22 protein-coding genes, 2 tRNA genes and 2 riboswitches are annotated in these 26,057 nt (G+C 60.0%); of the genes, 17 read left to right on the forward strand and 7 right to left on the reverse strand.

The features are described from left to right. Nucleotides 1-44: 44 nt before the first annotated feature. Nucleotides 45-170: riboswitch (guanidine-I (ykkC/yxkD leader) on the forward strand. A gap of 54 nt (nucleotides 171-224) precedes the next feature. The 7 genes from CUR33_RS10655 (at nucleotide 225) to uca (ending at nucleotide 9,782) form a co-directional block, all read left to right on the forward strand. Next, nucleotides 225-1,301: a putative urea ABC transporter substrate-binding protein gene (locus CUR33_RS10655; RefSeq protein ID WP_289239600.1), complete on the forward strand. Its 1,077-nt coding sequence runs from the start codon at nucleotides 225-227 to the stop codon at nucleotides 1,299-1,301. Nucleotides 1,302-1,480: 179 nt separating this feature from the next. Next, nucleotides 1,481-1,589, forward strand: a riboswitch (guanidine-I (ykkC/yxkD leader). 67 nt (nucleotides 1,590-1,656) lie between these two features. Then, nucleotides 1,657-2,724 carry a putative urea ABC transporter substrate-binding protein gene (locus CUR33_RS10660; protein ID WP_289239601.1) on the forward strand — a complete coding sequence of 356 codons (1,068 nt, stop codon included), beginning with the start codon at nucleotides 1,657-1,659 and terminating at the stop codon, nucleotides 2,722-2,724. A gap of 72 nt (nucleotides 2,725-2,796) precedes the next feature. Further along, nucleotides 2,797-3,612, forward strand: coding sequence for an ABC transporter permease (locus CUR33_RS10665; protein WP_289239602.1), 816 nt, complete (start codon nucleotides 2,797-2,799; stop codon nucleotides 3,610-3,612). After that, complete coding sequence (locus CUR33_RS10670; RefSeq protein ID WP_289239603.1) at nucleotides 3,609-4,532, forward strand: ABC transporter ATP-binding protein; 924 nt, start codon at nucleotides 3,609-3,611, stop codon at nucleotides 4,530-4,532. Before CUR33_RS10665 ends, CUR33_RS10670 begins: the two co-directional genes overlap by 4 nt. Nucleotides 4,533-4,541: 9 nt before the next feature. Continuing rightward, nucleotides 4,542-5,270, forward strand: coding sequence for an urea amidolyase associated protein UAAP1 (locus CUR33_RS10675; RefSeq protein ID WP_289239604.1), 729 nt, complete (start codon nucleotides 4,542-4,544; stop codon nucleotides 5,268-5,270). Nucleotides 5,271-5,281: 11 nt separating this feature from the next. Then, a complete protein-coding gene (locus tag CUR33_RS10680) occupies nucleotides 5,282-5,917 on the forward strand; it encodes an urea amidolyase associated protein UAAP2 (RefSeq protein ID WP_289239605.1) in 636 nt (211 codons plus the stop codon). A 187-nt stretch (nucleotides 5,918-6,104) separates the two neighbouring features. Further along, nucleotides 6,105-9,782 (forward strand): urea carboxylase, encoded by a 3,678-nt coding sequence (gene uca / locus CUR33_RS10685; RefSeq protein WP_289239606.1) that lies wholly within the window; start codon nucleotides 6,105-6,107, stop codon nucleotides 9,780-9,782. A gap of 4 nt (nucleotides 9,783-9,786) precedes the next feature. Here uca and CUR33_RS10690 read toward each other — a convergent pair whose 3' ends face one another. Next, a complete protein-coding gene (locus CUR33_RS10690) occupies nucleotides 9,787-10,449 on the reverse strand; it encodes a class I SAM-dependent methyltransferase (RefSeq protein ID WP_289239607.1) in 663 nt (220 codons plus the stop codon). Nucleotides 10,450-10,535: 86 nt separating this feature from the next. Here CUR33_RS10690 and CUR33_RS10695 point away from each other — a divergent pair, with 86 nt between their 5' ends. The 6 genes from CUR33_RS10695 (at nucleotide 10,536) to CUR33_RS10720 (ending at nucleotide 14,652) form a co-directional block, all read left to right on the forward strand. After that, nucleotides 10,536-10,841: a hypothetical protein gene (locus CUR33_RS10695; RefSeq protein WP_289239608.1), complete on the forward strand. Its 306-nt coding sequence runs from the start codon at nucleotides 10,536-10,538 to the stop codon at nucleotides 10,839-10,841. Further along, entirely contained in the window at nucleotides 10,820-12,292 is a 1,473-nt protein-coding gene (locus CUR33_RS10700) for a sensor domain-containing diguanylate cyclase (protein WP_289239609.1), read from the forward strand. Before CUR33_RS10695 ends, CUR33_RS10700 begins: the two co-directional genes overlap by 22 nt. Continuing rightward, on the forward strand, nucleotides 12,289-12,504 hold the full coding sequence (locus CUR33_RS10705) for a cysteine-rich CWC family protein (RefSeq protein WP_160088060.1): 216 nt from the start codon (nucleotides 12,289-12,291) through the stop codon (nucleotides 12,502-12,504). Before CUR33_RS10700 ends, CUR33_RS10705 begins: the two co-directional genes overlap by 4 nt. Nucleotides 12,505-12,506: 2 nt before the next feature. After that, complete coding sequence (locus CUR33_RS10710; protein ID WP_289239610.1) at nucleotides 12,507-13,199, forward strand: pseudouridine synthase; 693 nt, start codon at nucleotides 12,507-12,509, stop codon at nucleotides 13,197-13,199. A 400-nt stretch (nucleotides 13,200-13,599) separates the two neighbouring features. Beyond that, a complete protein-coding gene (locus tag CUR33_RS10715; RefSeq protein ID WP_090251894.1) occupies nucleotides 13,600-14,484 on the forward strand; it encodes an alpha/beta fold hydrolase in 885 nt (294 codons plus the stop codon). Between the two features lie 94 nt (nucleotides 14,485-14,578). Then, nucleotides 14,579-14,652: transfer RNA gene (locus tag CUR33_RS10720), tRNA-Gly, on the forward strand. 144 nt (nucleotides 14,653-14,796) lie between these two features. On the opposite strand, the gene CUR33_RS10725 is transcribed toward CUR33_RS10720, so the two are convergent. Continuing rightward, entirely contained in the window at nucleotides 14,797-15,573 is a 777-nt protein-coding gene (locus CUR33_RS10725; protein ID WP_289239611.1) for a hypothetical protein, read from the reverse strand. Nucleotides 15,574-16,700: 1,127 nt separating this feature from the next. On the opposite strand from CUR33_RS10725, the gene CUR33_RS10735 reads away from it, so the two are divergent. Further along, the gene (locus tag CUR33_RS10735) at nucleotides 16,701-16,904 is read left to right on the forward strand and encodes a hypothetical protein (protein WP_160088066.1); all 204 of its coding nucleotides are present in this window, start codon (nucleotides 16,701-16,703) and stop codon (nucleotides 16,902-16,904) included. 84 nt (nucleotides 16,905-16,988) lie between these two features. On the opposite strand, the gene CUR33_RS10740 is transcribed toward CUR33_RS10735, so the two are convergent. Then, on the reverse strand, nucleotides 16,989-18,359 hold the full coding sequence (locus CUR33_RS10740; protein ID WP_289239612.1) for a heavy metal sensor histidine kinase: 1,371 nt from the start codon (nucleotides 18,357-18,359) through the stop codon (nucleotides 16,989-16,991). After that, nucleotides 18,356-19,027: a heavy metal response regulator transcription factor gene (locus tag CUR33_RS10745; protein ID WP_090251882.1), complete on the reverse strand. Its 672-nt coding sequence runs from the start codon at nucleotides 19,025-19,027 to the stop codon at nucleotides 18,356-18,358. Before CUR33_RS10745 ends, CUR33_RS10740 begins: the two co-directional genes overlap by 4 nt. Nucleotides 19,028-19,174: 147 nt before the next feature. On the opposite strand from CUR33_RS10745, the gene CUR33_RS10750 reads away from it, so the two are divergent. Together CUR33_RS10750 and uraH are read left to right on the forward strand one after the other, a co-directional pair. After that, nucleotides 19,175-19,675: a GlcG/HbpS family heme-binding protein gene (locus CUR33_RS10750; RefSeq protein ID WP_289239613.1), complete on the forward strand. Its 501-nt coding sequence runs from the start codon at nucleotides 19,175-19,177 to the stop codon at nucleotides 19,673-19,675. Nucleotides 19,676-19,689: 14 nt separating this feature from the next. Beyond that, complete coding sequence (gene uraH, locus CUR33_RS10755) at nucleotides 19,690-20,100, forward strand: hydroxyisourate hydrolase (protein WP_167145432.1); 411 nt, start codon at nucleotides 19,690-19,692, stop codon at nucleotides 20,098-20,100. A 135-nt stretch (nucleotides 20,101-20,235) separates the two neighbouring features. On the opposite strand, the gene CUR33_RS10760 is transcribed toward uraH, so the two are convergent. Then, nucleotides 20,236-20,310: transfer RNA gene (locus CUR33_RS10760), tRNA-Arg, on the reverse strand. A 463-nt stretch (nucleotides 20,311-20,773) separates the two neighbouring features. Between CUR33_RS10760 and CUR33_RS10765 the strand changes: the two genes are divergently transcribed. Next, the gene (locus tag CUR33_RS10765; RefSeq protein WP_289239614.1) at nucleotides 20,774-21,253 is read left to right on the forward strand and encodes a GNAT family N-acetyltransferase; all 480 of its coding nucleotides are present in this window, start codon (nucleotides 20,774-20,776) and stop codon (nucleotides 21,251-21,253) included. A 142-nt stretch (nucleotides 21,254-21,395) separates the two neighbouring features. Here CUR33_RS10765 and CUR33_RS10770 read toward each other — a convergent pair whose 3' ends face one another. After that, nucleotides 21,396-22,448 (reverse strand): Glu/Leu/Phe/Val dehydrogenase dimerization domain-containing protein, encoded by a 1,053-nt coding sequence (locus tag CUR33_RS10770; protein ID WP_289239615.1) that lies wholly within the window; start codon nucleotides 22,446-22,448, stop codon nucleotides 21,396-21,398. An 81-nt stretch (nucleotides 22,449-22,529) separates the two neighbouring features. Then, nucleotides 22,530-25,997 (reverse strand): indolepyruvate ferredoxin oxidoreductase family protein, encoded by a 3,468-nt coding sequence (locus tag CUR33_RS10775; RefSeq protein WP_289239616.1) that lies wholly within the window; start codon nucleotides 25,995-25,997, stop codon nucleotides 22,530-22,532. Between the last annotated feature and the right edge of the window lie 60 nt (nucleotides 25,998-26,057).

Genomic DNA, 26,057 nt, shown 5'->3' on the forward strand with positions numbered 1-26,057 from the left:
AAGGAAATGCGTACGGCGGCAAGCAGCTTGCAGCCAGACAATCTGCAATGGTCGACTAGGGTTCCGGTTCGCTGAGCAATGCCTGCAGTGAATGACTGGTCCGAGAGTCGACGACCTCACGCAGTGGCCACGGCCAAGGGGTTACACGGCGGGATAAAAGCCCGGGAGAACGCACAGCACCGCTGTTCGCTTTCCTGTTCCCGCTGACTGACCCGAGGTTTCCCATGCCGCTACGCACCCTGCTCGCCCGCCTGACTGCCACCTGTCTGCTCGCCGCCCTGCTGCTGCAACCGGCCACTGCTGCGAGTGAGCCGAAAACCTTCAAGCTGTGCTGGTCGATCTTTGCCGGCTGGATGCCCTGGGGTTATGCCGCCAGCGAAGGCATCGTGAAGAAATGGGCGGATCAGTACGGCATCCGTATCGAAGTCAGCGAAGTGCCGGATTATGTCGGCTCGATCGAGCGTTACACGGCCGGCGAATTCGACGCCTGCTCGATGACCAATATGGATGCGCTGACCATCCCAGCTGCCGCAGGCGTCGACTCTACCGCGCTGATCATCGGCGACTTCTCCAACGGTGCGGATGCCATTCTGCTACGCGGTCCGGGCCTGACCCTGAAGGACCTCAAGGGCAAGACCGTGCTGCTGGTGGAGAACTCGGTATCGCATTACCTGCTCAGCCGCGCCCTGGAATGGGCCCTGCTCAAGCCTGAGGATGTGACCATCCAGCACGTGTCCGACATGCAGATTGCCGAAGCCTTCCTCAGCGGCCAGGGCGACGCAGTGATCACCTGGAACCCGATTCTGGCCAAGATCAAGCAGCAGGCCCAGGTCAGCCAGGTGTTCAGCTCCAACCTGATTCCCGGCGAGATCGTCGACCTCACCGTGGTCAACAGCAAGGTTCTCGCCGCCCACCCGGAGCTGGGTAAGGCGCTGACCGGCGCCTGGTTCGAAACCCAGCGCCTGATGGGCATGCCCACCGATGCTGGGCGCGCCGCCCGGGCGAAGATGGCCAGCGCCGCCGGCACCACGCCGGAGGATTTCAGCCAGCAACTCGACACCCTGCGTTCGTTCTATTCGCCGCGTTATGCGCTGGCTTTTGCCCGCGCCAACAAGATGCCCGAGCTGATGCAGCGGGTCGCCCAGTTCGCCGACCAGCAGAAGCTGCTCGGCCACGACGGCAAGGGTCTGGATAAGCTCGGCATCGCCTTCAGCGGGGAGCGCAGCCTGGGCAATGCCGACAACATCCTGCTGCGTTTTGATGGCAGCTATATGCAGATGGCTGCCGAGAAAAACCTGTAACACGCAGCGCCCTGCAATGCAGCACGCCGATGCTCACACGCACCGCCAGGGCGCACAGCCCTGGACTGGCGCGGGCAAAACCCGCGAGCCCATGGGGCCTGGTTGAGCTGGCACGATGTTCGCAATAACCAATCTGTGCAGGAACAACCCGCTGCGGCGGGATCGCGGCACCACAATTTGCAATAGCTGACTAGGGTTCCGATCCGCGATCAACAGATCTGCGGGTGACTGGTCCGAGAGTTGGCGACCTCCTTCGAGGTTACACGGCGGGATAAAAGCCCGGGAGAACGCGCCCCACTCGTGGGGAAACCGCCGCGCACTCCTGCCCGCCCATTTTCGAACTGGAGGTTCCACCATGCGTAAGTCCCGTCTGTGTTCAGTACTCGCCGCCGGCCTGGCCGCTGCCATCAGCGTCAACAGCCACGCGGCGCCGAAATCCGACTTCAGCGTCTGCTGGACCATCTACGCCGGCTGGATGCCGTGGGAATATGGCGCTGCCGAAGGCATCGTCGACAAGTGGGCGAAAAAGTACGACATCAATATTGATGTGGTGCAGATCAACGATTACGTCGAGTCGATCAACCAGTACAGCGCCGGCCAGTTTGATGGCTGCACCATGACCAATATGGACGCCCTGACCATTCCGGCCGCTGGCGGCGTGGACAGCACCGCGCTGATCATCGGCGACTTCTCCAATGGCAACGACGGCGTCGTGCTCAAGGGCGAGAAGAAAACCCTGGGTGACCTCAAGGGCCAGAACGTCAACCTGGTCGAGCTGTCTGTGTCCCACTACCTGCTGGCGCGCGGCCTGGAAAAAGCCGGCCTCAGCGAGAAAGACCTGAAAGTGGTCAACACCTCCGACGCCGACATGGTCGCCGCCTTCTCCACCAGCGACGTGACCGCCGTGACCACCTGGAACCCGCTGCTGGCCGAAATCGAAGCCACGCCCAACGTGACCAAGGTGTTCGATTCCAGCCAGATCCCCGGTGAAATCATCGACCTGATGGTGGTCAACAGCGACACCCTCAAGGACAACCCGGCCTTCGGCAAAGCGCTGACCGGTGCCTGGTACGAAATCATGGCCACCATGAGTGCCGATACCCCGGCCGGCAAGGCGGCTCGCGAGCATATGGCCAAGGCCTCCGGTACTGACCTGGCGGGCTACGAAGCGCAGCTGGCAGCGACCAAAATGTTCTATTCGGCCAAAGACGCCGTGGCCTTCGCCACCAGCCCGAAACTACCGGCCACCATGACCAAAGTCGCGGAGTTCTCCTTTGGCCACGGCCTGCTCGGCGAAGGTGCACAAAGTGCCAGCGCCATCGGCATGAGCTTCGCCAAAGGCGTCGTCACCGGTGACAAGGGCAACCTCAAACTGCGCTTTGATCCGAGCTATATGCAGATGGCGGCTGACGGCACGCTGTAACGCCTTCCCTACCCTCTCCCGCTTGCGGGAGAGGGTTCGGGGGAGTGGGCCCAAGCCACACGAGAACACTCTATGCGCCTGATCAACCGCCACCCGGATCGCAGCGGTCGCTTGCTGCTGATCCTGCTGCCCTTCGCCCTGCTGCTGTTCGCCTATTTCGCAGGCTCGGCACAACGCCTGGCTGATAACCCCAACGACAAACTGCTGCCCAGCGCCAGTCAGATGGCCGCGGCGGTTGATCGCCTGGCGTTTACCGAGGACAAGCGCAGCGGCAACTACCTGTTCTGGCAGGACAGCGCCGCCAGCCTGACACGCCTGGCCATGGGCATCGGCATTGCCGCCCTAGCTGGGCTGTGCCTGGGTATCGCGGCGGGCATCATTCCGCTGTTCGGCGCGCCGTTGTCGCCGCTGCTCACGGTGTTGTCGATGGTGCCGCCACTGGCGATCCTGCCCATTCTGTTTATCGTCTTCGGCCTCGGCGAGTTGTCCAAGGTGATGTTGATCGTCATCGGCATCACCCCGATCCTTGCCCGTGATTTAGAACAGCGCGCCCGCGAAATTCCTCAAGAAATCCTGATCAAGGCACAGACCCTCGGTGCCAGCACCTGGACCCTGATCCTGCGCGTGGTGTTGCCGCAACTGCTGCCGCGCCTGCTGATCGCCCTGCGTCTGGTACTCGGCTCAGCCTGGCTATTTCTGATTGCCGCCGAGGCCATCGCCAGCACCGATGGCCTGGGCTACCGGATCTTCCTGGTGCGCCGCTATATGGCAATGGATGTGATTCTGCCGTACGTGGTGTGGATCACCCTGCTCGCCTGGCTGATGGACCTGGGCCTGCGCCAGACCACCCGCCTGTGCTTCCCCTGGTACGAGGGAGCGAAAGCATGAAAACCATAAAGAGCGGCACCGTAGCGAGCGAGTCGCTGGCAAGAAGCCCGGAGCGCAGCAACCGGAGTGGACATCTCGTCCATGAGGATTGCGAGCACCGCGCGACGCAGCCAGCGGCTCGCGCAGTAGGTGCCTTTATCGAAGTGAAGAATGTCTGGCAGGAGTATGGAGACCAGGTGGTTTTGGAGCGCCTGAACCTGAGCATCAATGAAGGCGAGTTCTGCACCCTGGTCGGCGCTTCCGGCTGCGGTAAATCGACCTTTCTGCGCCTGCTGCTCGGTCAGGAGCGCGCCAGCCGGGGCGAGATTCTGCTCGGTGGTGAGCCGCTGGCTGCCGAGCCCGATAGCAGCCGTGGCGTGGTATTTCAGCGCTACTCGGTGTTCCCGCACCTGAGTGTGCTGGACAACGTTGCCATCGGTCTGGAGTTGCCGCGCTCGAAATTGCTCGGCCGACTGTTTGGCGCCGCCAAGCGCGAAGCCCGCGAGCAGGCGGCGGTGATTCTGCAGAAAGTCGGCCTCGGCCACGCCCTGGACAAATACCCCAGCCAGCTCTCCGGCGGCATGCAGCAACGCCTGGCCATCGCCCAGGCGCTGATCATGAAGCCGCGCGTGCTGCTGCTCGATGAGCCCTTCGGCGCCCTCGACCCCGGCATCCGCAAGGACATGCACGGCCTGTTGCTGGAGCTGTGGCACGAAACCAAGCTCACCGTATTTATGGTCACCCATGACCTGAGCGAGGGCTTCAGCCTCGGCACCCGCCTGCTGGTGTTCGACAAGACCCGCATTGATCCGCACGCACCGAACGCCTTCGGCGCGCGCATTACCTACGACATCCCCCTCAACAGTGACCGCCGCGCCACCCGCGCCGCCGTCGAAGCGTTGCCCGCGCATATCGCCGGCAATCTGCAACCGGCCCTGTAGGAGCACCCAATGACAGCCTCATTAAGCCTGCGCCCCACGCTCTACGAGGAACTCGTTCCCGGTGGCGGCCATACTTCCTTTGTCCTCAAGCGCGGCCAATTGCTGCGCATTACCGACCTGCAAGGCGGCGCCAATGCCAGCCTGCTGCTGCTTAATGCTGCCGAAAAAAGCGAACGGCTGAATCTGCCGGACAGCCTCAAATGCCAGCACACCGCCAAGCTCACCGCCGGCCACTGCCTGTATTCGGATATGGGTCGCGTGCTCGCTGCCATCACCGCCGATACCTGCGGCTGGCATGACAGCTTCGGCGGCGTACTCAACGCCGAGGAAGTTCAGGAGAAGTACGGCAGCGGCAACTATCAGCAACTGCGCAACGGCTTCTTCCGCAACGGCGTGGACAACCTGCTGGTGGAAATGGGCAAGTGGAACCTCGGCCTTGCCGACCTGCTGATGTGCCTCAACCTGTTCAGTAAGGTCACGGTCGACAGCGACGGCTGCTTCCACTTCCAGCCGGGCAACTCCAAGGCCGGCGACTACATCGAGTTGTACGCGCCGATGGACACCCTGGTGGTACTCACCGCCTTGCAGCACCCCCTGGACCCCAGCCCCGACTACGCGCCCAAGCCCCTGCAACTGAGCTGGCACAAGGTCGAAAGCGACGGCATCAGCGTGCTGTGCCGCACCTCGCGCCCGGAAAACGGCCGTGGCTTCCATAACACCGAACGTCTGTATATCTGAGGCCGGCCAGCATGACTTTTATCTCAAGCGACAAGCACCCGGAAGCTGCGGTGTACCGCGCCACCATCGCCGCTGGCGAACCCTTTCTCTGCGAAGTAAATGCCGGCCAGACCCTGCGCCTGCTCGATCTGGAAGGCAATCAGGCGGTCGATACGCTGTTCTATTCAGCGCGCAACCCGCGCGAGCGCTATGACGTGCAACGCACCCTGCGCAAACAAAACCGCGTGTACCTGACTACCGGCAGCGTGCTGTATTCCAACCTGGGCCAGCCGATGCTGACCATCAGCGCCGACACCTGCGGCCGTCACGACACCCTCGGCGGTGCCTGCGCCCAGGAAAGCAACACCGTTCGCTACGCCCTGGACAAGCGCTATATGCACAGCTGCCGCGACAATTTCCTGCGCGCGAGCCTGCATGACGGCCGCCTGAACAAGGCCGACATCAGCGCCAATATCAACTTCTTTATGAACGTGCCGGTAACGCCCGAGGGCGGCCTGACCTTTGAAGACGGCATCTCCGCCGCCGGCAAGTACGTCGAGCTCAAGGCGCATATGGATGTGATCGTGCTGATCTCCAACTGCCCGCAACTGAACAACCCGTGCAACGGCTACAACCCGACTCCGGCTGAAGTGCTGGTGTGGGATTGATTTTCTCCCCTCTCCCGCTTGCGGGAGAGGGGCTGGGGGAGAGGGCGAGCTGACCAGCATCAACCCAAGCCCCTCACCCCAACCCTCTCCCCGAGGGGAGAGGGGGCAAAAGCCTTTCAACCACGGACGACCGTGGTGCAGACCGAATACCGCGGGACGGCCCGCCCACCCTTTCGAGGGCATCGCCATGTTCAACAAACTGCTGATCGCCAACCGTGGCGCCATCGCCTGCCGCATCCTGCGCACGCTACGCACCCTTGATGTACAGGGCGTAGCCGTCTACTCCGAAGCCGACGCCGCCAGCCTGCATATCCAGCAGGCGGACGAGGCGCACAGCCTGGGCGAAGGCCCGGCAGCCAACACCTACCTGGTGGTCGAGAAGATTCTCGCCGTGGCCAAACAGAGCGGCGCCACCGCGATCCACCCCGGTTACGGTTTTCTCTCGGAAAACGCCGCCTTTGCTGAAGCCTGCGAGGCCGCCGGTATCGCCTTTGTCGGCCCAACGCCGGAACAGCTGCGGGTATTCGGCCTCAAGCACACCGCCCGCGCCCTGGCCAAACAGCATGGCGTGCCGATGCTCGAAGGCACAGAGTTGCTGGAAAACCTCGACGCCGCGCTGGTCGCAGGCGAGCAAGTCGGTTACCCGGTGATGCTGAAAAGCACTGCCGGCGGTGGCGGCATCGGTATGCGCGTGTGCAACAGCGCCGCCGAGCTGAGTGACGCCTTCGAGGCCGTCAAACGCCTAGGGCAGAACAACTTCAGCGACAGCGGCGTGTTTATCGAAAAATACATCCAGCGCGCTCGCCATCTGGAAGTGCAAGTGTTTGGCGATGGTCGTGGCGAAGTGCTCGCCCTCGGCGTGCGCGACTGCTCAGTGCAGCGGCGCAACCAGAAGGTGCTAGAAGAAACCCCGGCACCCAACCTGCCGGCCGGCATGGCCGAGGAGCTGTGCGCCGCAGCGATCAAGCTGGCCAAGGCGGTCAGCTACCGCAGTGCCGGCACCGTGGAATTCGTCTACGACAGCGAGGCAGCGCGTTTCTATTTCCTTGAGGTGAACACCCGCCTGCAAGTCGAGCATGGCGTTACCGAACAGGTATGGGGCGTCGACCTGGTGCGCTGGATGATCGAGCTGGCGGCTGGCGATCTGGCGCCATTAAGCGAACTTGCGAAAGGTTTGAAGCCCAGCGGCCATGCCATTCAAGCGCGCCTGTACGCCGAAGATCCGGGCCGCGACTTCCAGCCAAGCCCCGGCCTGCTTACCGCCGTGGACTTCCCCAAGGCCGATGGCAAAGCACTGCGTATCGATACCTGGGTCGAAGCCGGTTGCGAAATTCCGCCCTACTTCGACCCGATGATCGCCAAGGTCATCACCTGGGCCGACAGCCGCGAAGCTGCAAGTAGCGCGCTTGGTCAGGCTCTGGCCGATACCCTGCTGTATGGCGTGGAAACCAATAGCCAGTACCTGCGGCAAATCCTCACTGACGCACCTTTCGCCAGCGGCAACCCCTGGACCCGCTGCCTGGAAAATTTGAATTACCAAGCCACGACCTTTGAAGTGTTAAGCGCCGGCACCCAGACCACGGTGCAGGACTTCCCCGGCCGCCTCGGCTACTGGGCCGTCGGCGTACCGCCATCCGGGCCGATGGACAGTCGTGCCCTGCGCCTGGGCAACCGTCTGCTGGGCAACACGACGGATGCCGCCGGCCTGGAAATCACCATGAGCGGCCCGACCCTGCGCTTTAACACTGATGCAGTGGTGGCGGTCACTGGTGCGCCAATCCCACTGAGCGTCGATGGCATTGAGCAGCCACTGAATACCGCGCTGCTGATCAACGCTGGCAGCACCTTGAGCCTCGGCACCATTGCCGGCGCGGGAGCACGTAGCTATCTAAGCCTGCGCGGTGGTGTGCAGGTGCCGGATTATCTCGGCAGCAAAAGCACCTTTACCCTCGGTCAGTTCGGCGGCCACGGCGGTCGTGCCCTGCGCGCCGGTGACGTGCTGCATATCCCGGTTTTGACCGACCGCCAAACCGGTACACAACTGCCCGCCGAGCTGTGCAGCGCCCTGCCCGCTGTGCGCGAAATCCGCGTGATCTACGGCCCGCACGGCGCGCCGGAATACTTCACTCCGGCCTATATCGAGACGTTTTTCGCCACCGACTGGGAAGTGCACTTCAACTCCAGCCGCACCGGCGTACGCCTGATCGGACCAAAACCTGAGTGGGTACGCGACAGCGGCGGCGAAGCCGGCCTGCACCCCTCGAATATCCACGACAACCCCTACGCCATCGGCGCCGTGGACTTTACCGGCGACATGCCGGTGATCCTCGGCCCGGACGGCCCGAGCCTGGGAGGCTTTGTCTGCCCGGTGACAATTATCGAGGCGGACCTGTGGCAACTGGGCCAACTTAAAGCAGGGGATAAAGTGCGCTTTGCACCGGTCAGTATTGAAGTCGCACGGCAATTGGCTAAAGCCAACAATTTCGAGTGCGCGCTTGTCTCCCCTCTCCCGCTTGCGGGAGAGGGGCCGGGGGAAAGGGCTGTTTCAACCGACGCCCAAAGCCCCTCTCCCCAACCCTCTCCCATAAATGGGAGAGGGAGCAGTTCAGCCCTCACCTCCCCCATCGTTCTCGATATCGGCGAAGCCGATAAACGCCTGGTGGCGCGTCTGTCCGGCGATACCCATCTGCTGCTGGAAATCGGCGCAGCGGAGCTGGATCTGGTGCTGCGTTTCCGTGGCCATGCGCTGATGCAGGCGCTGGAGGCCAAGCAGCTGGTGGGGGTGATCGACCTCACTCCGGGCATTCGCTCGCTGCAGGTGCATTACCAGCCGGAAACTCTGGCCCTTGGCGATCTGCTCGGCATCGTCGCCGGCGAATGGGACGCCGTGTGCGCCGCGCAAGACCTGCGCGTACCGTCGCGGATCGTCCATCTGCCACTGTCCTGGGACGATCCGGCCTGCCAGCTGGCGATCGAGAAATATATGACTACGGTGCGCAAGGACGCTCCCTGGTGCCCGAGCAATTTGGAATTTATTCGCCGCATCAACGACCTACCCAATCTCGATGAGGTGTACAGAACGGTCTTTGAAGCCAGCTATCTGGTGATGGGCCTGGGCGATGTCTACCTTGGCGCGCCGGTGGCCACGCCGCTGGATCCGCGCCATCGCCTGGTGACCACCAAATACAACCCGGCGCGCACCTGGACCGCAGAAAACTCGGTGGGCATCGGCGGCGCCTATATGTGCGTGTACGGCATGGAAGGCCCCGGCGGCTACCAGTTCGTCGGCCGCACCCTGCAGATGTGGAACCGCTACCGCGAAGTGGCCGCGTTCGACGGCAAGCCCTGGCTGCTGCGCTTCTTCGACCAAATCCGCTTTTACCCGGTCTCGGCAGACGAGTTGCTGCGTATCCGCCGTGACTTCCCCCTGGGCCGCTATGACTTGCGTATCGAACACAGTGAATTGGCCCTGGCTGATTACCAGACCTTTCTCGATCGCGAAGCTGAAGGCATCGAGGCCTTCCGCACCCAGCAGCGCGCCGCCTTCGACGCCGAACGTCAGCGCTGGATCGAATCCGGTCAGGCGCACTTCGAGAGCGAGGAAGTCGCCGCCGATCTCGGCGAAGACGCCCCGCTCGGCGCCGGCCAGCACAGCATCGACAGCCATATCGCCGGCAACCTCTGGCAAGTTCAGGTGAGTGAAGGCGACCTGGTTAAAGCTGGCGATGTGCTGGTGATACTGGAGTCGATGAAGATGGAAATCCCCCTGCTCGCCCCGCGCGATGGGGTAGTCCGCGAGGTGCGCGTGCAACCCGGCTCACCGGTGCGTGCGGGCCAGCGCGTAGTGGTATTAGAAGAAGTCTGAGGGGCTAACGCCGGTAACTGAGGATGCGCCCCTTAAATGGCGCATCCGGGTTATCCAGCAGGTTCAGGCTATCGGCCAGCTGCAGGTAGCCGTGCTCCAACATATGCCGGGAAAACCGCGCGCTGTTGCCACGGCCCGGGTCGACAATCAGCACCGCCGCGTGTCGGTTGCAATGGCGGTCGATAAACCCGGCCAGCAGGCTGGGATGGTCGCGCTCGTAAAGCAGATCGCTGCCGATCACCAGATCGAACAGGCCCAGCTGCTGATAGTCCTCAGCCCAGTCGCAGCTCTGATAAGGCACCGGTTCCAGTTGATTAAGCGCGGCATTGCGCAGCAGAAACTCGCCGGCCAGCGGGTGGTAGTCGCTGGCGGTGATATCCGCGCCCAGGCGCTGCAACACCAGGCTGGTCAGCCCCAGGCCGCAGCCCAGTTCAAGAATCCGCAGCCCATCCACCGCCATGCTGCTCAGGGTTTGCGCCAGCACTTCACCGGCCGGCCAGAGTTGACCGAACAGCGACCAGGTGGCCGAGGAGATTCCAGCTTTTTCCGCCAGGCCGTCGAGGTCAGCGAACTGCTGTTTGTCGCGCAGGGAACACAAGTGAAAATCCTCCAGCCCGATGCTCAGGGTGGAATATTTGATGCGATAGCTGGCAGGCGCGCTGGGCATGGGGACTCGGTGTGCTGAAAGGACTGCGGTCAGGGGCAGATCAGCAAGGCGTACGAGCAGCGTACGGGTCACCAAGGAGACTCTTCGTGTACCAGATGTTGAAAAACTACCTACGTTGCCATCGCGGCGTTAAAAACAGGCTCAAATGCTCATTTACAGCTCGTAAACTCCGCTTCTCGCCTGTTTTTGCCTTGCGCTGGCTGCCTCGCCAACGTTTTTTCAACGGTCTGGTCGCCGCCACCTTAGTCCTCAAGGCCTGGCGCAGCAAGCACCATGGCTGCTGGCAAATCAGCCAGGAGCCAATGTTTCAGCAGCGCCGGCGGTTGCCGAACGCTACAATGCGGCGATTATTTAACCAGCAGAGCCTTGCATGCCTCATCCGTCCCCGCTGACCCGCCAATGGTCCTTGATTGCGCTGCTGCTGGTTCTGCTCGGTTGTGGCTTCCTCGCCACCTCCCTGGCCAGTTACTACACCGCTCTGGATTCGATCCGCGCCGGCATCATCAACACCGAACTGCCGCTGACATCGGATAACGTCTACTCGGAAATCCAGAAGGACCTGGTTCGGCCCATCCTGATTTCCTCGATGATGTCCCGCGACACCTATGTGCGCGACTGGGTGTTGAGCGGCGAGAAAGATCCTGAGCAAATCACCCGCTACCTGCGTGAAGTGCAGGAGCATTACGCCACGGTCACCAGCTTCTTCGTCTCCGAGAAAACCCACACCTACTACCAGGCCAAGGGCGTGCTCAAGCAGGTGCAGGAAGACGAGCCACGCGATGACTGGTATTTCCGCGTGCGCGACATGCAGACCCCATACGAGATCAATGTCGACGTCGACATGGCCAACGACGACCGCATGACCGTGTTTATCAATTACAAGGTGTTCGATTACCAGCAGCGCTTTATCGGCGCCACCGGCGTCGGCCTGACCGTGGATGCAGTGGTCAAACTGATCGACACCTACCAGCAGCGCTATGAGCGCAGTGTGTTCTTCGTCGACACCAATGGTCGGCTGGTGCTCACGGGTGCCAACGGCGGGCCGATGGGCGCGCGAGTTGGCCAGTCGCTCAGTGAAATCCCCGGCCTGGAAGAACTGCAGGCCAAGCTGCCGCACCCACAAAGCGGCGACTTCGAGTACCAGGAACACGGCCGCGATCACTTCCTCAATGTGCGCTTTATCCCCGAACTAAACTGGTACCTGTTTGTCGACAAGCATGAAGACGGCGCGGTCGCCGGCATCCGCAAATCGCTGTACCTCAATCTGCTGATCTGCCTGGTGGTCACCGTGATCGTCATCAGCCTGGTCAGCCTGGTGCTGCGCCGCTATCAACGACGCATCAGCGCCCTGGCCACCACCGACCTGCTGACCGAGCTGCCCAACCGCCGTGGCTTTGACCTGCTAGCCAATCAAGCCGTGCAGGAAGCCCGGCGCAGCCCAAGCGCGCTGTGCGCCCTGATGCTCGACCTGGACAACTTCAAACAACTTAACGACAGCCATGGCCATATGGCCGGTGATGAAGTGCTGCGTCGCTTTGCCAGCGACCTGCGCAGCACCCTGCGTCAGTCCGACATCATCTGCCGCTGGGGTGGCGAGGAATTTATCCTGCTGCTCAAGGACACCACGCCCGAGCAGGCCCGCGAGCTGGGCGAGAAGATCCGCCAGCAAACCGAGCAAAGCAGCATCAGCTTCAACGGCGCGCAGCTGCGCATCACCACCAGCATCGGCCTGGCGCAATTGCATGCCGATGAATCCCTGGAGCAGCTGATCACCCGCGCCGACCGCGCCCTATACCGGGCCAAACAGGGCGGCCGCAACCGCCTGTGTGAAGAAATCGCGTGAGTGATGACACCAACCGCTGCCCCTGCTGTGGGCAGCTTAACCAATGCGCCCAGGCTGGCGCCGATGCACCGGTGACCGCGTGCTGGTGTTTTAGCGTGCCGGTCGATGCCGCGCAGTTGGCCAAGCTGCCGCCCGAGCAGCGCAACCGCAGCTGCCTGTGCCCACGCTGCGCTCAAGGCTTGCCACCTGAAACCCCGCCAGCAAACAACTAGCCATGCGCCTCGATCGCTTTCTCAGCAACCTGCCCCAGCTCAATCGCCAAGCCGCCCGCCAACTGCTGGCCAGCGGCCGCGTGCAAGTGGACCGCGCTGTGGTTTGCGATGGCCTGTGCGAAGTCAGCCAGTTCAGTCGTGTCGAAGTCGATAACGAGCCGCTGCAAGCCGGCAAAGCCGCACGTTATTTCATGCTGCACAAACCCATCGGCGTGGTCAGCGCCACCGCGCATGAGCAACACCGCACCGTGCTGGATTTGCTTGATGAACCGGATAAAGTCGATCTGCACCTGGCCGGCCGCCTGGACCTGAATACCAGCGGCCTGCTGATTATCACCAACGATGGCCAATGGTCACGCCGCCTCACCGAGCCGCGCAGCCGGCTGGGCAAGGTCTACCGCGTCGAGACCGAACAGCCGATAACGCCCGAATACATAGAGGTGTTCGCCCGCGGCCTGTACTTCGCCTATGAAGACCTCACCACCCTGCCCGCCGAGCTGGTCATTCTCGATAGCCACAGCGCCCTGCTGACCCTGCACGAAGGCCGCTACCATCAGGTCAAGCGCATGTTTGGCCACTTCCAGAACAAGGTCATCGGCCTGCACCGTCTGAGCATGGGCGCCATCCAACTCGACCCGCACTTAGCCCCCGGTCAGTACCGCGCCCTGACGACAGCGGAAATCGCCTGCGTCTAAGGCACCCGTGCTCAAGTCACATACTTAGCTAGCTAACCGACAAATGGTTGTTCGATATTCCAATATTCACTTGCGCCAGCCCGAACGCGGCTGCTTAAATCGAACCATAAGGTCTTATAGTGACTTATCAGTCATGAGAGCCATCTAAGCGTTCTCTCGGTTACTTGCGCACTGCGCGAAATGGGTTCCTGCCTGGTCAAAGACGCCACTCCACACCTGCCAAAAGGTCGTGGACGGATGCTCTATCTCAGCCCTAACTGATTGAAAATAAATAACTTATAAAATCCTCCAGCCTGACATCTTGCTGTCACGTCCAGGCGCTTTCCTGACTGTCCTGCTTAGCCCGGCTTAACGGCACCGCCGTTTTGTCATGCCCATTTTTGCGCCAGGAGGAAACGACATGAAGCCAGCCATCGCTGTCGTCGATATACACAGGACGTTCAAGGTACACACGGAGTTCTATGCCAACCCCAGCGCGCGCAAGACCATCATCCTGATCAACGGCTCGCTGGCCACCACCGCCGCCTTTGCGCAAACCATCAAGTACCTGCAACCACAGTTCAATGTGGTGCTTTACGATCAGCCCTACGCCGGCCAGTCCAAGCCGCACAACAGCCATAGCCGACCGATCAGCAAGGAAGATGAAGCCACCATCCTGCTGGAGCTGATCGAACAGTTTCAGGTCGACTACCTGCTGTCGTTCTCCTGGGGTGGCGTCGCCGCCATGCTCGCTCTGGCGCAACGCCCGGCGCGTATCGAAAAGGCGGTGATCACCTCCTTCTCGCCCCTGCTGAATGAGCCGATGCTTGATTACCTGGAAAAAGGCATGACCCACTTGCAGGCCATCGACGGCGAAAAGGTCGGCCAGCTGGTCAACAGCACCATCGGCAAATACCTACCCTCCCTGTTCAAGCGCTACAACCATCGCCATATCAGCAGCCTCGACAGCCACGAATACCTGCAGTTGCACGCGCACATCAACCAGGTGGTGCATATGGACAACCACTGCCAGATGGAATGCCTGGCGGCCATCGACATCCCGCTGCTGTTTATCAACGGCGAGCACGACGAATACACCTCTCCGGATGACGTGCGCGTGTTTGCCAAGTACCTGAGTGACTGCCAGTTCGCCACTATCGACAACACCGGGCACTTTCTCGACATGGAGCACAAGAAGGCCTGGCTGCAGAGTCAGTCCGTCATGCTCAAGTTCCTGCAGGCCCCGGCACGCATCAGCTCCAGCAACCGTCCACAGCACGACCTGCACCACGCGATAGCCGTATGAACCACCGCTATGCCCCAAGCCTGCAGCGCCCGCCACAGATACCCGCGCTGCAGGCTTCATTTCGGCCAAGACTTCCGGTATAAAGGCACCCGCTGCGGGCGTCGTATAGTGGTAATACCCTAGCTTCCCAAGCTAGAGCTGTGGGTTCGATTCCCATCGCCCGCTCCAAATCGCAGTTATTAAGCCCTGATTTCTAACAAGATTTCGGGGCTTTTTGCTTTCTGGCCTAGGCCGGTGTCGAAAAGTGTCGAAGATGGGATTTCCGTGGCTAGCGCTTTTACAGAGCTAAGAAACTGGAAAGCGACAAGCTGGCTAAAGCTTTATATCTGAATAAGGCAAATGTATGCCTCTATATATATCCGCAAGCCTACCACTACTACGAAGCGTCTCCACTGATCGAGACAAGACACACTCCACTAACTGCCCGCGCTCACTGTTCTGCACGATAAATACATCATCAAAATCCCCATAGTGCTGGCGACGAATTTCTTTATATTTAGGATCACGGAGCACGTAATCACTTTCTTCCTGCGCGCCTAAAACACCATCAACTCGACGACTAACCAGCAAATTAAATGCTTGAGGAATACCGTTTGCGCGAAAAACAGGAAAATGCCAAAGAGTGGGAACAGCGACTATTTTCAGACTCTGGCCACCTAAATCAGCGACTTGAACTGAACTATCCTTGTGCGTATACAAAACCATAGAGACCTTTCCAAAACCCACAGCACTTAACCTAACGTTGCCCGGAGGGTCTACACGTTTAGGATTGAATGCGGCTGGAAGAGAAAAATCCGCATCCCCTTGAGCAACACCATATATAGCTCGCGTGTATGGGTATACACGCACATTGATCACACCATATTTATAAACCTCATCAAGTGCCTTGATAAAATTAATAAATCTGCCTTTAACAGAAGACTCAGCCAAACTAGGCACCTCAGCAACATGCACAACCAAGTCACCGGCAAGCGCATCAGAATACTTTGGAGAAGAGCAAATACTTGACAGGTCGGACGAAAAAACGCCTCCAGAGAACACAAAAACAGAAACGCACAGCAAGAACTTTAATTTCATTTTCTTGATCACCGTCTTATTTCCAAAATCTGCCTATTGCAAAATTTTGAATACTTCAAAAACGCATAACAACGCGCGATATTTTATCACCTCGCAAACAATATAACTCAGTAAAAAAACAATCTACTGATTATCCGATTACGAAAAAATGTCGAAGATTGGATTGCAGCGCAAAGCTTCCTGCAGGTGATCCTGTGCCAGATGTGCATAGCGCATGGTCATAGTCACGGACGCATGACCAAACGCCTTCTAAAGGGCCAGGATGTTCCCGCCAGTGATGACGAAGTGATAAGCGAAGGTATGGCGAAGCACATGCTTAACCTGGCCATGAGGAAGCTTGATTGACGTAGAGTCCGGAACACGGCTGATATACCGGATACAGTTCGGGAACGGGCCTTGGGCCTTGAAGTAGTCCAGCAACGTCCGTTCAAGGTCTGGATAAATAGGGATGCTACGCGTCAGACGCGACTTGCTATTGGCGAAGGTCACAACCCCGTTTTTCATCCTTTCAGGTGCGAGCCCTTGAGCCTCCCCCAGCGGTATCCGTTAGCGAGACAGACGCGAGCGATCAGCGTCAAATGTTCGCAGTTCAGACAAGTGTCAAAAGTCGGCAGCAGCTCGATTACCTGGGCATGAGAAAGGAACGATAGTGGGCGTTCCTGCAGGCGTAGGGCGTGCGCCTTAAAGGCTGGCTAATCAAGCAAGCTTTCGAGATGACGAGATGGAATCGTCACGGATGGATCTGAGGTCAAGGGCATCCTCGTTCAGCTGATGAATAACCCTGAGCATCTGCTGCCGAAGGACTTGATCGCCTGTACGTTCTGCAGCGCGCATAAGTGCAATGGCTGCGTCTTCGTTGTGTTCAGCAATGGTGGTTAACGTTTTGCGTGCGTTGCGGTTCAAAATCTTGCCCTCGAGTGAAGACGGCAAGGTAGTAGACAATTATTACGGATTGGTTGCAGAGAATGAGCCGCAGACGAATGGACCTGAACTCGTCACACGCGTGCAACAATCTGGAGAGAATATGATGTCACCTGATGCTCATCAGGTGCTCCTCCTAAATTAAGATTTGACCGACGTTTGTTGGTCTTTTTTTGCCTAAAACTCACGGTTCGATTCAATTCGCGAGAGGAACTGGCATGGAAATCTCGATTTCAAAGATGGTGATAGAAGACGGGGAGAAATGGTTAGTAAACACCGGGGCTATAAAGCTTAACTTCAAGGATCAGGCTTCAGCTGTCGAGTTCACCGAAAAGCTAAAAGAACGTATCGAAGCACCGCACAAGCTGCCGAGTAGTGCGCTAGAACCAATCACTTCAGCGTTTGCTGTAGAGAACGTTTAAGCCCTAAAAATCAAAGCCCCCACAAGAACTCAAAATATAAAGCCCCGACTTCTAACCAGATTTCGGGGCTTTTTACTGGGTGGCCTAAGCACTATCCGGCGGAAATAGCAGACTGAAGCTCGTGCCCGCCTGGGTGCTGGTAACACGAACCTGACCGCCATGGGCATGCATAATCGAACGCACAATGGCCAAGCCCAGGCCACCCGAATCATCGGGCTGATTACGCGAGGGGTCGCAACGATAAAAGCGCTCAAACAGGCGCGGCAGGTGTTCGGCGGCAATGGGTTCACCGAAGTTGTGCACGCTGATCTCAACGACCCCATCGCACAAACTGCTGCTGATGGTGACAGCACTGTCAGGTATGCCGTAACGCAGCGCATTCGCCAGCAGGTTAGCCAAGGCGCGACGGACTAACTGCGGGTCGGCGACTAAAGTGCCACTGCCCTTGTTAATCAACTCGATTGCGCATTCCTGTGCTGTGCCATCGAAGTACTCGCAGAGCTGTTCGACCAATTCGTGCAGGTCAACCAGTTGCCGGTTGATCGAAGCATCAGCCTGCTCGGTGCGCGCGAGAAACAACATACTGTCGATCATTCGCGCCAATCGGTCGTACTCCTCAAGATTGGAAACCAGCAAGTTCTGGTATTCATCCACTGAACGTGGACGTGCGAGGGTTTGCTGCGCGTGCCCCATTAGGTTACTCAGCGGAGTGCGCATCTCATGGGCCAGGTCTTCTGAAAAGCGCGAGAGCTGGGCAAAGCCGTCTTCAAGACGCGCGAGCATCAGGTTTAACGCCTTGCTGAGCGCCTGCAATTCGCTGACATCTTTAAACTCATCCAGGCGCAGGTGTAGGTGCTGCACGTCAATGGCAGCGGCGCGCATTGCCAGCTGTCGCACCGGCTGCAAACCACGCAGGCTGACCAGCCAGCCGAACCCAAACGCTAAGAATGCGCCAACCGATAAGGCCAACCAGAGTTTGAGGCGATACGCCGCTAGCATCTGCTCACGCTCGCTGAGCAACTTTCCGGCAATCAGGGTTAGGCGACGATCGCCTCGGGTGACATCCAACCAGGCCAGACGCAAAGGTTCACTGCTTGGACTATCGCCTAGGGTGGCTCGCTCGGCAGCTGGCAACACGGGCAGCGGCATTAAGGTTGGGTTGATCTCGATCAGCCGCTGCCCGGCGTCATCGATAATCCACAGCAAACTATCGCGATTACCCAGCATGTTTTCATAGAGCTGCGGTCTGCTGCGCAGGGCATCAATGCTCTGGCTGTCGTCAAGCAAGGCCTGCATGCGCTCCAGCCGGCCAAGCAATGCCTGATCATCGCGCCAGGCAATTTCGCGCTGCAGCGATTGGTACAGGGAAAAACCAATTAGGCCCAATAACAACGTGCTAACCAGGGCGAACATCACGGCGAGGCGCACGCTCAACGCGCGCGGCCACAGCCTCATGACTGCGCCTCAAGCATGTACCCCATGCCGCGAACAGTGTGGATCAGCTTAAGCTGGTATGGGTCGTCGACCTTGGCGCGCAGGCGGCGAATGGCCACATCGACCACGTTGGTGTCACTGTCGAAATTCATCTGCCAGACATGAGAAGCAATCAAGGTACGCGACAACACTTCCCCCTCACGGCTGAGCAGCAAGTGCAGCAGAGAGAACTCCTTGTTGGTCAGGGTCACGCGTTCACCATTGCGGGTGACTTTGCGCCGCAACAAGTCTAGGTGCAGATCCGCCACTTGAAACTGCTCAACCTCACGCGGCGGCCCACGACGCAGCAAGGTACGTACGCGAGCCAGTAACTCGGCGTAAGAGAAGGGTTTGACCAAGTAATCATCAGCGCCCAGCTCCAGCCCTTTGACACGGTCCTCCACCGCATCACGCGCAGTGAGAAAAAGTACCGGTGTTTGCAGCTTGCGCCGAATGATCTGCAGCAGCTGCCAGCCATCCAAACCGGGCAACATGACATCAAGAATGATCAGGTCGAACTCATGTTCCTGCACCAGGTGCTGGCCATCCAGGCCATTCAGGGCAACGTCCACGCGATACCCCGACTCACCTAAGCCTTTGCTCAAGTAATCCGCGGTTTTTACTTCGTCTTCGACCACCAGAATGCGCATCTTTTCCTCCAGCACAGGCGCATAGCCTAGGCCGTTCTGCGCGGCGCTCCCATTACAAATTGGTAATCCAAGCGCAATCCGTTTGACGGTGACGCTTGGGCAGCATGGTCACCCATCGCTCAGCTGAGCCCAACCCTGGAGACCGATATGTTACTTCGCACCGCCACCTTGTCATTACTTGCACTGGCCATGGGTTCTTCTGCCGCATGGGCCACTGACGCACAAGTTGCCCAGCGCCCAGACGTCACACTGGCGCTGGCGAACAACTTACTCAGCGCCACGCTGGCGGCATGCCATGCCGATGGCCGTACCGGCGTTGCCGCTGTAGTCGACCGTGGCGGCAACCTGGTTGCAGTGCAGCGTGACGACAATGTCGGCCCGCACAACACCGTGGCGGCGCAGCGCAAAGCCTTTACCGCCCTGTCGACTAAAACCGCCACACGCCTGCTGTCTGAACGTGCCCGCAACAACCCGGATGCCGAAAACCTCAACACCCTCGATGAGCTGCTGCTGCTCGGTGGCGGCGTGCCATTGACGGTGGGCGATCAGGTCATCGGTGCCATCGGTGTCGCAGGCGCCGGCGGCGCTGAGATCGATGAAGGCTGCGCCCTGAAAGCCATTGCTCAAATTTTACCCACCACTCACTGATTAGGAGTCACAGCATGAAACTGCTGAAAACCCTGTTTGCCGGCGCTGTCCTCAGCGGCCTTTCCTCCCTGGCCCTGGCAGCTGGTAACCCGCTGAGCGTGCACGTGCTGAACCTGCAAGACGGTCTGCCTTCGCCTGAAGTCAACGTGACCCTGGAAAAACAGGACGGTAAAAACTGGAACATGCTCAACAGCGGCGCAACCAACGAACAAGGCCGCATCACCGCCCTGTACCCGGAAGATAAAGCGCTGGAGAAAGGCACCTACCGCGTGACGTTCAAGACAGGAGAGTGGTTCAAGAAACACGCCACGGCGAGCTTCTTCCCGGAAGTGCCGGTGATTTTTGAAGTCGACGGCACCGTGCCGCACTATCACATTCCGTTGCTGCTCAGCCCTTACGGCTTCTCCACCTACCGCGGTAACTAAAGCACAGGCTTTAAACAAAAATGCCCGCTTTATGCGGGCATTTTTCTGTAAGCCAGTTGCAGCGTGATCAAGGCAATGAGCAGAACACCTGATTAGGCTGAGGTTCGCACAGTGACTGTGCAAGCACAGGAAAGATGGCGTTCCCAACTGGATTCGAACCAGTATCTAGCCCTTAGGAGGGGCTTATTCTATCCATTGAACTATGGGAACCGAGGCTGGATAGGCGGGCCACCAGCGGGCGGCATCTTAGGGTCTGTTGACGTTTCAGCGCAAGCCGCGTTGCCGCGCAAAATCTCGCCAGGCTAGGCGTAGGACGCAGGTAATGGTGTTCCCTTGCCAAGTCCTACAACAACGCATGGCGAGATTTTTCGCGCAACCCGAAGGGCCGGACCTGTTTTAGCGCGATGCTGCGTTTCTCAACACTCATTTGTAACAACCACAAAAACGCCGGGAGCGTTTTTGCGCGCAAGCCCCGAAGGGGTGAAGCACATGGATGTGCTGAACAAACTTCGTGTCTCGTGCCTGGCCTCGCGCTAAAACAGGCTCCGGCGCGGTCGCGATGAAACGTCAACAGACCCTACAGGCTGGGCGGTTTTGTCATGCCGCTGCCATCATCTCGGCGCCATACTGCCAACTGGCTGCCAACCGGCTGTCATAAGGAGAGGAGATCGCCATGCGCCCCGCTGCTTCGCATCATCTGCCGGATTCGCCTTTTGCCGATTTTCACCTGCGTGCGGTCAGCGTTAACGATGCATCGGCCCTGGCTGCCTTGCTGCAACAGTTAGCGCCCGATGAGCCGCGTGCCGATGCCAAGCTGCTGGCGTTGCGCCTGAGCGAGCTGCCGGTGAGCAGTGTGGTGCTGGTGGCAGAACGTGACGGCAAGTTGCTCGGCACCTGCACGATCAATCTGATCGAGCACCTGGCGCACAATTTTGCCCGCTCGGCGATTCTGGAAGATGTGGTGGTGGATACTGAGGCGCGCGGCCTGGGGATTGGCCAGGCGCTGATGGCCAAAGCCATCGAACGCGCCCGCGCCTGGGGGTGTTACAAGGTCGCGCTGTCCAGTAGCCAGAGCCGTGAGGCCGCCCATGCTTTTTATGCCAACCTGGGCTTTAAGCCGCATGGGATTAGTTTGGCGCTGATGCTGGAGTAAGCAGCTGTCAAAGGCCTTTGTCGCGGCGGCGACGCCTAGTCCATGCTGGCGAATCGCTGTTGACCTGAAAGCATCGCGGGCATGCCCCGCTCCTACGGTATTTGCAAAACGTGCCAGTAGTGCGGGCAACGTTTAGCTACTTTTAACTGCCGAAGCGCTCTTCGGCCAACTGATCAGCAATTTCCACAGTAGTTTTGCTTGCCGCATCGGCGCGTTGGAAGATCTGTTCCAGGGTCGCGCCGATGCATTCTATATGCGCCTTGAGCTGCGCGGCGCTGCCACCACTGCGACCGTAGTAAACATCAATAATGCCACCGGCATTGATCGCGTAATCCGGCGCGTACAGGCAATCGTTGCGGCGCAGGGTTTCCGCCAGGCTGGCATCGGCCAGTTGGTTGTTGGCGGCCCCGGCGATAATCGGCGCGCGCAGGGCTTCCAGGGTTTGCTGGTTGACAATGCCGCCCATGGCGCATGGCGCGAATACATCAACATCCAGGCCGAAAATCGCCTGCTGCGTCACGGCGGTTGCGCCCAGCTGCTCGACCGCACGCCGCACATTGACCTCGACGATATCGGTTACCCACAGCTCGGCGCCGGCCGCTTTCAGCTGACGCGCCAGGTCGAAGCCCACCTGCCCTACCCCTTGGACCGCGACTTTCAGGCCGTGCAGATCCTCACGGCCCAGGCGGTGTTTGACTGCGGTCTGGATGCCGATAAACACCCCGTAAGCGGTGGACGGTGACGGGTCGCCATTGCGCGTACCGCCAGCAAAGGCTTCGCGCAGCTCGGCGCCGGATACGTGGCGAGTGCGCTCGGCCATGATCTGCATTTCCGCAACGCCAGTACCGGAGTCGGCGGCGGTGATATAGCGCCCGCCGAGGCTCTCGACAAAATCACCCATGGCCTGGAACAGCGCTGCACTCTTGCCTTTATGCGGGTCACCGATGATCACCGCTTTGCCGCCACCCAGCGGCAGGTTGGCCAGGGCCGATTTGTAGGTCATGCCGCGCGACAGGCGCAGCACATCGCGCAGCGCTTCATCGTCATTGGCGTAGGGCCACATGCGGCAACCGCCGAGGGCCGGGCCGAGGTTGCTGTTGTGAATGGCGATAATCGCCCGCAGGCCGCTGGCCTTGTCGTGGCCGTAGACCACTTGTTCGTGGTGGTCGAAATCGATATGGGAAAACACGGACATAGGTGCCTCGTTTTTTTGTTGTAAGAGGTCGCCCTCTCCCGGTTAAGGGAGAGGGTGAAGGTTATAAGCGTCAGGGGTTTGTTATGCGGCAGGCTCGAACAACTGGACGGCTTGGATTTCGCTGACCAGCATGCGCGCTTTGAGCTGGCTGCTCTGCTCGCGCACCTTGGCCAGGCTGCGTTCCTTGACGTGGCCATAGCCGCGGATCTGCTCCGGCAGCTCGGCCAGGGCCAGTGCGGTGCGGTAGTTGTCGGCGTTGAGTTCCTTGAGCAGGTAGTCCAGGTTCTGCTCGTAGTCGTCGATCAGGTCCAGCTCCAGTTTGCGCTCGGCGCTGTAGCCGAACAGGTCCAGCGGTGTGCCGCGCAGAAACTTGAACTTGGCCAGTACGCCGAAGGCCTTGAGCATCCAGGCGCCAAACTGACGCTTGCTTGGCTCGCCGGTGCTGGCATCCGGCTTGCTCAGCCAGGACGGTGCCAAGTGGAACTCCAGGCGGTAATCGCCGCTGAACTGCGCCTCCAGCTGACAGATAAAGCTGCCGTCGCTGTACAGCCGCGCCACTTCGTACTCGTCCTTGTAAGCCAGCAGTTTGAAGTAGTAACGCGCCACGGCCTTGCTCAGCGCTTGGTCAGCGCTCTTGTCGACCTGCTGCACCCGCGTTACCTGCTCGCGATAGCGCTCGGCGTAGGCAGCGTTCTGGTAGGCAGTCAGGCGCACCACGCGGTCAGCGATGATTTCTTCCAGGGTCTGGCAATGTGGCGCTTCGATCACTTCTGGCTTGGCCAGACGTTCCACGGCGACCGCATCATGGGCGGCACGGCGGCCCCAGAGGAAGGCCTGCTGATTGAGCTGCACGGCCACGCCGTTAAGCTCGATGGCCTTGTTGATGGCTTCGGAGGAAACCGGCACCAGGCCCTTCTGATACGCGAAACCGAGCATAAACAGGTTGGTGGCGATGCTGTCGCCGAGCAGGCGCGTGGCCAGGCGGCTGGCATCGACAAAGTGGGTTTTGCTCGCGCCCACCGCTTCGATCAGCGCCTCGCGCATAGCCGCGCCGGGCACTTGGGCATCGGGGTTGCGGGTGAATTCGGCGGTGGCGGCTTCATGGCTGTTGACCACCGCATGGGCGATCTTGTCATTCAGCTTGGCCAGGGCCTCTTCGCTGGCCGACACTACCAGATCGCAGCCGAGCAGCAGGTCGGTTTCACCGGCGGCGATGCGCACGGCAAAGATATCGTCCTGCTTGGCGGCAATGCGGATATGGGTAATCACCGGGCCGAACTTCTGCGCCAGGCCGGCCTGATCGAGCACGCTGCAGCCCTTGCCTTCGATATGCGCAGCCATGCCGAGCAATGCGCCGACAGTGGTTACGCCGCTGCCGCCGACACCCGGCAGGAGGATATTCCAGGGGCGATCCAGCGTGGGTTGGCGCGGCTCCGGCAAGGCGATAAACAGCGCGCTCAAGCCCACGGCTTCCGGCTTGCGCAGGCTGCCGCCGTGCACAGTGACAAAGCTTGGGCAGAAGCCCTCAACGCAGCTGAAATCCTTGTTGCAGGAGTTCTGGTCGATCTCGCGCTTGCGCCCCAGTTCGGTTTCCAGCGGCAGCACAGAGAGGCAGTTGGACTTCACGCTGCAATCGCCACAGCCTTCGCACACTGCCGGATTGATAAAGGCGCGCTTCTGCGGGTCGACCAGCTTGCCGCGCTTGCGCCGACGGCGTTTCTCGGTGGCGCAGGTCTGGTCATAGATGATCACCGAGCAGCCCTGGAACTCGCGCAGCTCACGCTGCACGGCATCCAGGTCGCGGCGATGGTGGAAGGTGACGATGGGTGCGAAAGTGTTGCGGGTCGGGTATTTCTCCGGCTCGTCGGTGACCAGGGCGATGCGTTTCACGCCTTCGGCGTACACCTGCTGGCTCAGCTGATCGACGCGCAGTTCGCCGTCGATGGGCTGGCCGCCGGTCATGGCCACGGCGTCGTTGTAGAGAATCTTGTAGGTGATATTCACCCCGGCGGCCACAGCCGCACGCAGGGCCAGTTGGCCGGAGTGGAAGTAGGTGCCGTCACCGAGGTTCTGGAAGATATGCGGCGTGTCAGTAAACGGCGCCTGGCCGATCCAGGTCGCGCCCTCGCCGCCCATCTGGGTAAAGGTGTCGGTGTTGCGGTCCATCCACTGGGTCATGTAGTGGCAACCGATACCGCCCTGAGCGCGGCTGCCTTCCGGCAGTTTGGTCGAGGTGTTGTGCGGGCAACCGGAGCAGAAATGCGGGGTGCGCACGGTGGTGTGCTTGGGCGTGGCCAGGGAGGCTTCCTTGGCCGCGAGAAAGGCCAGACGCTCTTCAATCTGTGGGCTGCTGTAGATCGGCGCGAGGCGCTTGGCGATGGCGCGGGCGATCATCGCCGGGGTCAGTTCAGAGAGGTTCGGCAGCAGTGAATGGCCAGCTTCATCGAACTCACCCACCACCACCGGGCGTTTGCCTACGGGCCAGTTGTAGAGCTGACCGGTGAGCTGGTCTTCAATGATGCTGCGTTTTTCCTCGACCACCAGAATCTCGTCCAGGCCCTCGGCGAATTCATGCACCGACACCGGCTCCAGCGGCCAGCTCATGCCGACCTTGAGCACGCGTAGGCCCACCTGGGCGCACAGCGCTTCATCCAGGCCGAGGTCATCCAGAGCCTGACGCACGTCCAGATAAGACTTGCCGGTGGTGATAATGCCCAGGCGCGGGTTGGGCGAGTCGAGCTTGATCTGGTTGAGGTTGTTGGCCAGCGCAAAGGCACGGGCAGCGTAGATTTTGTAGGTGTTGAGGCGCGCTTCCTGGGCCAGGGGTGGGTCCGGCCAGCGGATATATACGCCGTCTTCCGGCAGCTGGAAGTCCTCGGGAATTTTCACCTGCATGCGCAGCGGGTCGACATCCACCACGGCGGAGGAATCGACGTTCTCGGCGATGGTTTTCAGCGCCACCCAGCAACCGCTGTAGCGCGACAGCTCCCAGCCGATGATGCCGTAATCGAGAATTTCCTGAACGTTGGCCGGATTAAGCACCGGGATCGAGGCGGCGATAAACGCATGCTCGCTCTGGTTGGCGATACTCGAAGACTTGCAGCCATGGTCGTCGCCAGCCAGCAGCAGCACGCCGCCATGCTCGGAAACGCCGGCCGAGTTGCCGTGCTTGAACACATCACCGCAACGGTCCACACCCGGACCCTTGCCGTACCACATGGCGAACACGCCGTCGTAGCGCGCGCCGGGGAACAGGCTGGTCTGCTGGCTGCCCCACACCGAAGTGGCGGCCAACTCTTCGTTGACGCCCGGCTGGAAGTGGATGTGATTTTCTTTGAGGTACTGCTTGGCGTCCCACAGGCTCTTGTCGAGGTTGCCCAGGGGCGAGCCACGGTAGCCGGAAATAAAGCACGCGGTATTCAGGCCATGAGCTGCGTCGCGTTGCTTCTGCAGCATGGGCAGACGGGTCAGCGCCTGAGTGCCGGTCAGATAGAGGTGACCGGTAGCAAGGCGGTACTTGTCATCCAGGCGGATCTCGGCCAGAGACATGGTGGTGCTCCTGTTATTTTTATCGAGAGCTGGGTTGGCAACGGTGAATGCCACCCTTGT

This window comes from Pseudomonas sp. FEMGT703P, assembly GCF_002786345.1.
Classification (GTDB): domain Bacteria; phylum Pseudomonadota; class Gammaproteobacteria; order Pseudomonadales; family Pseudomonadaceae; genus Aquipseudomonas; species Aquipseudomonas peli.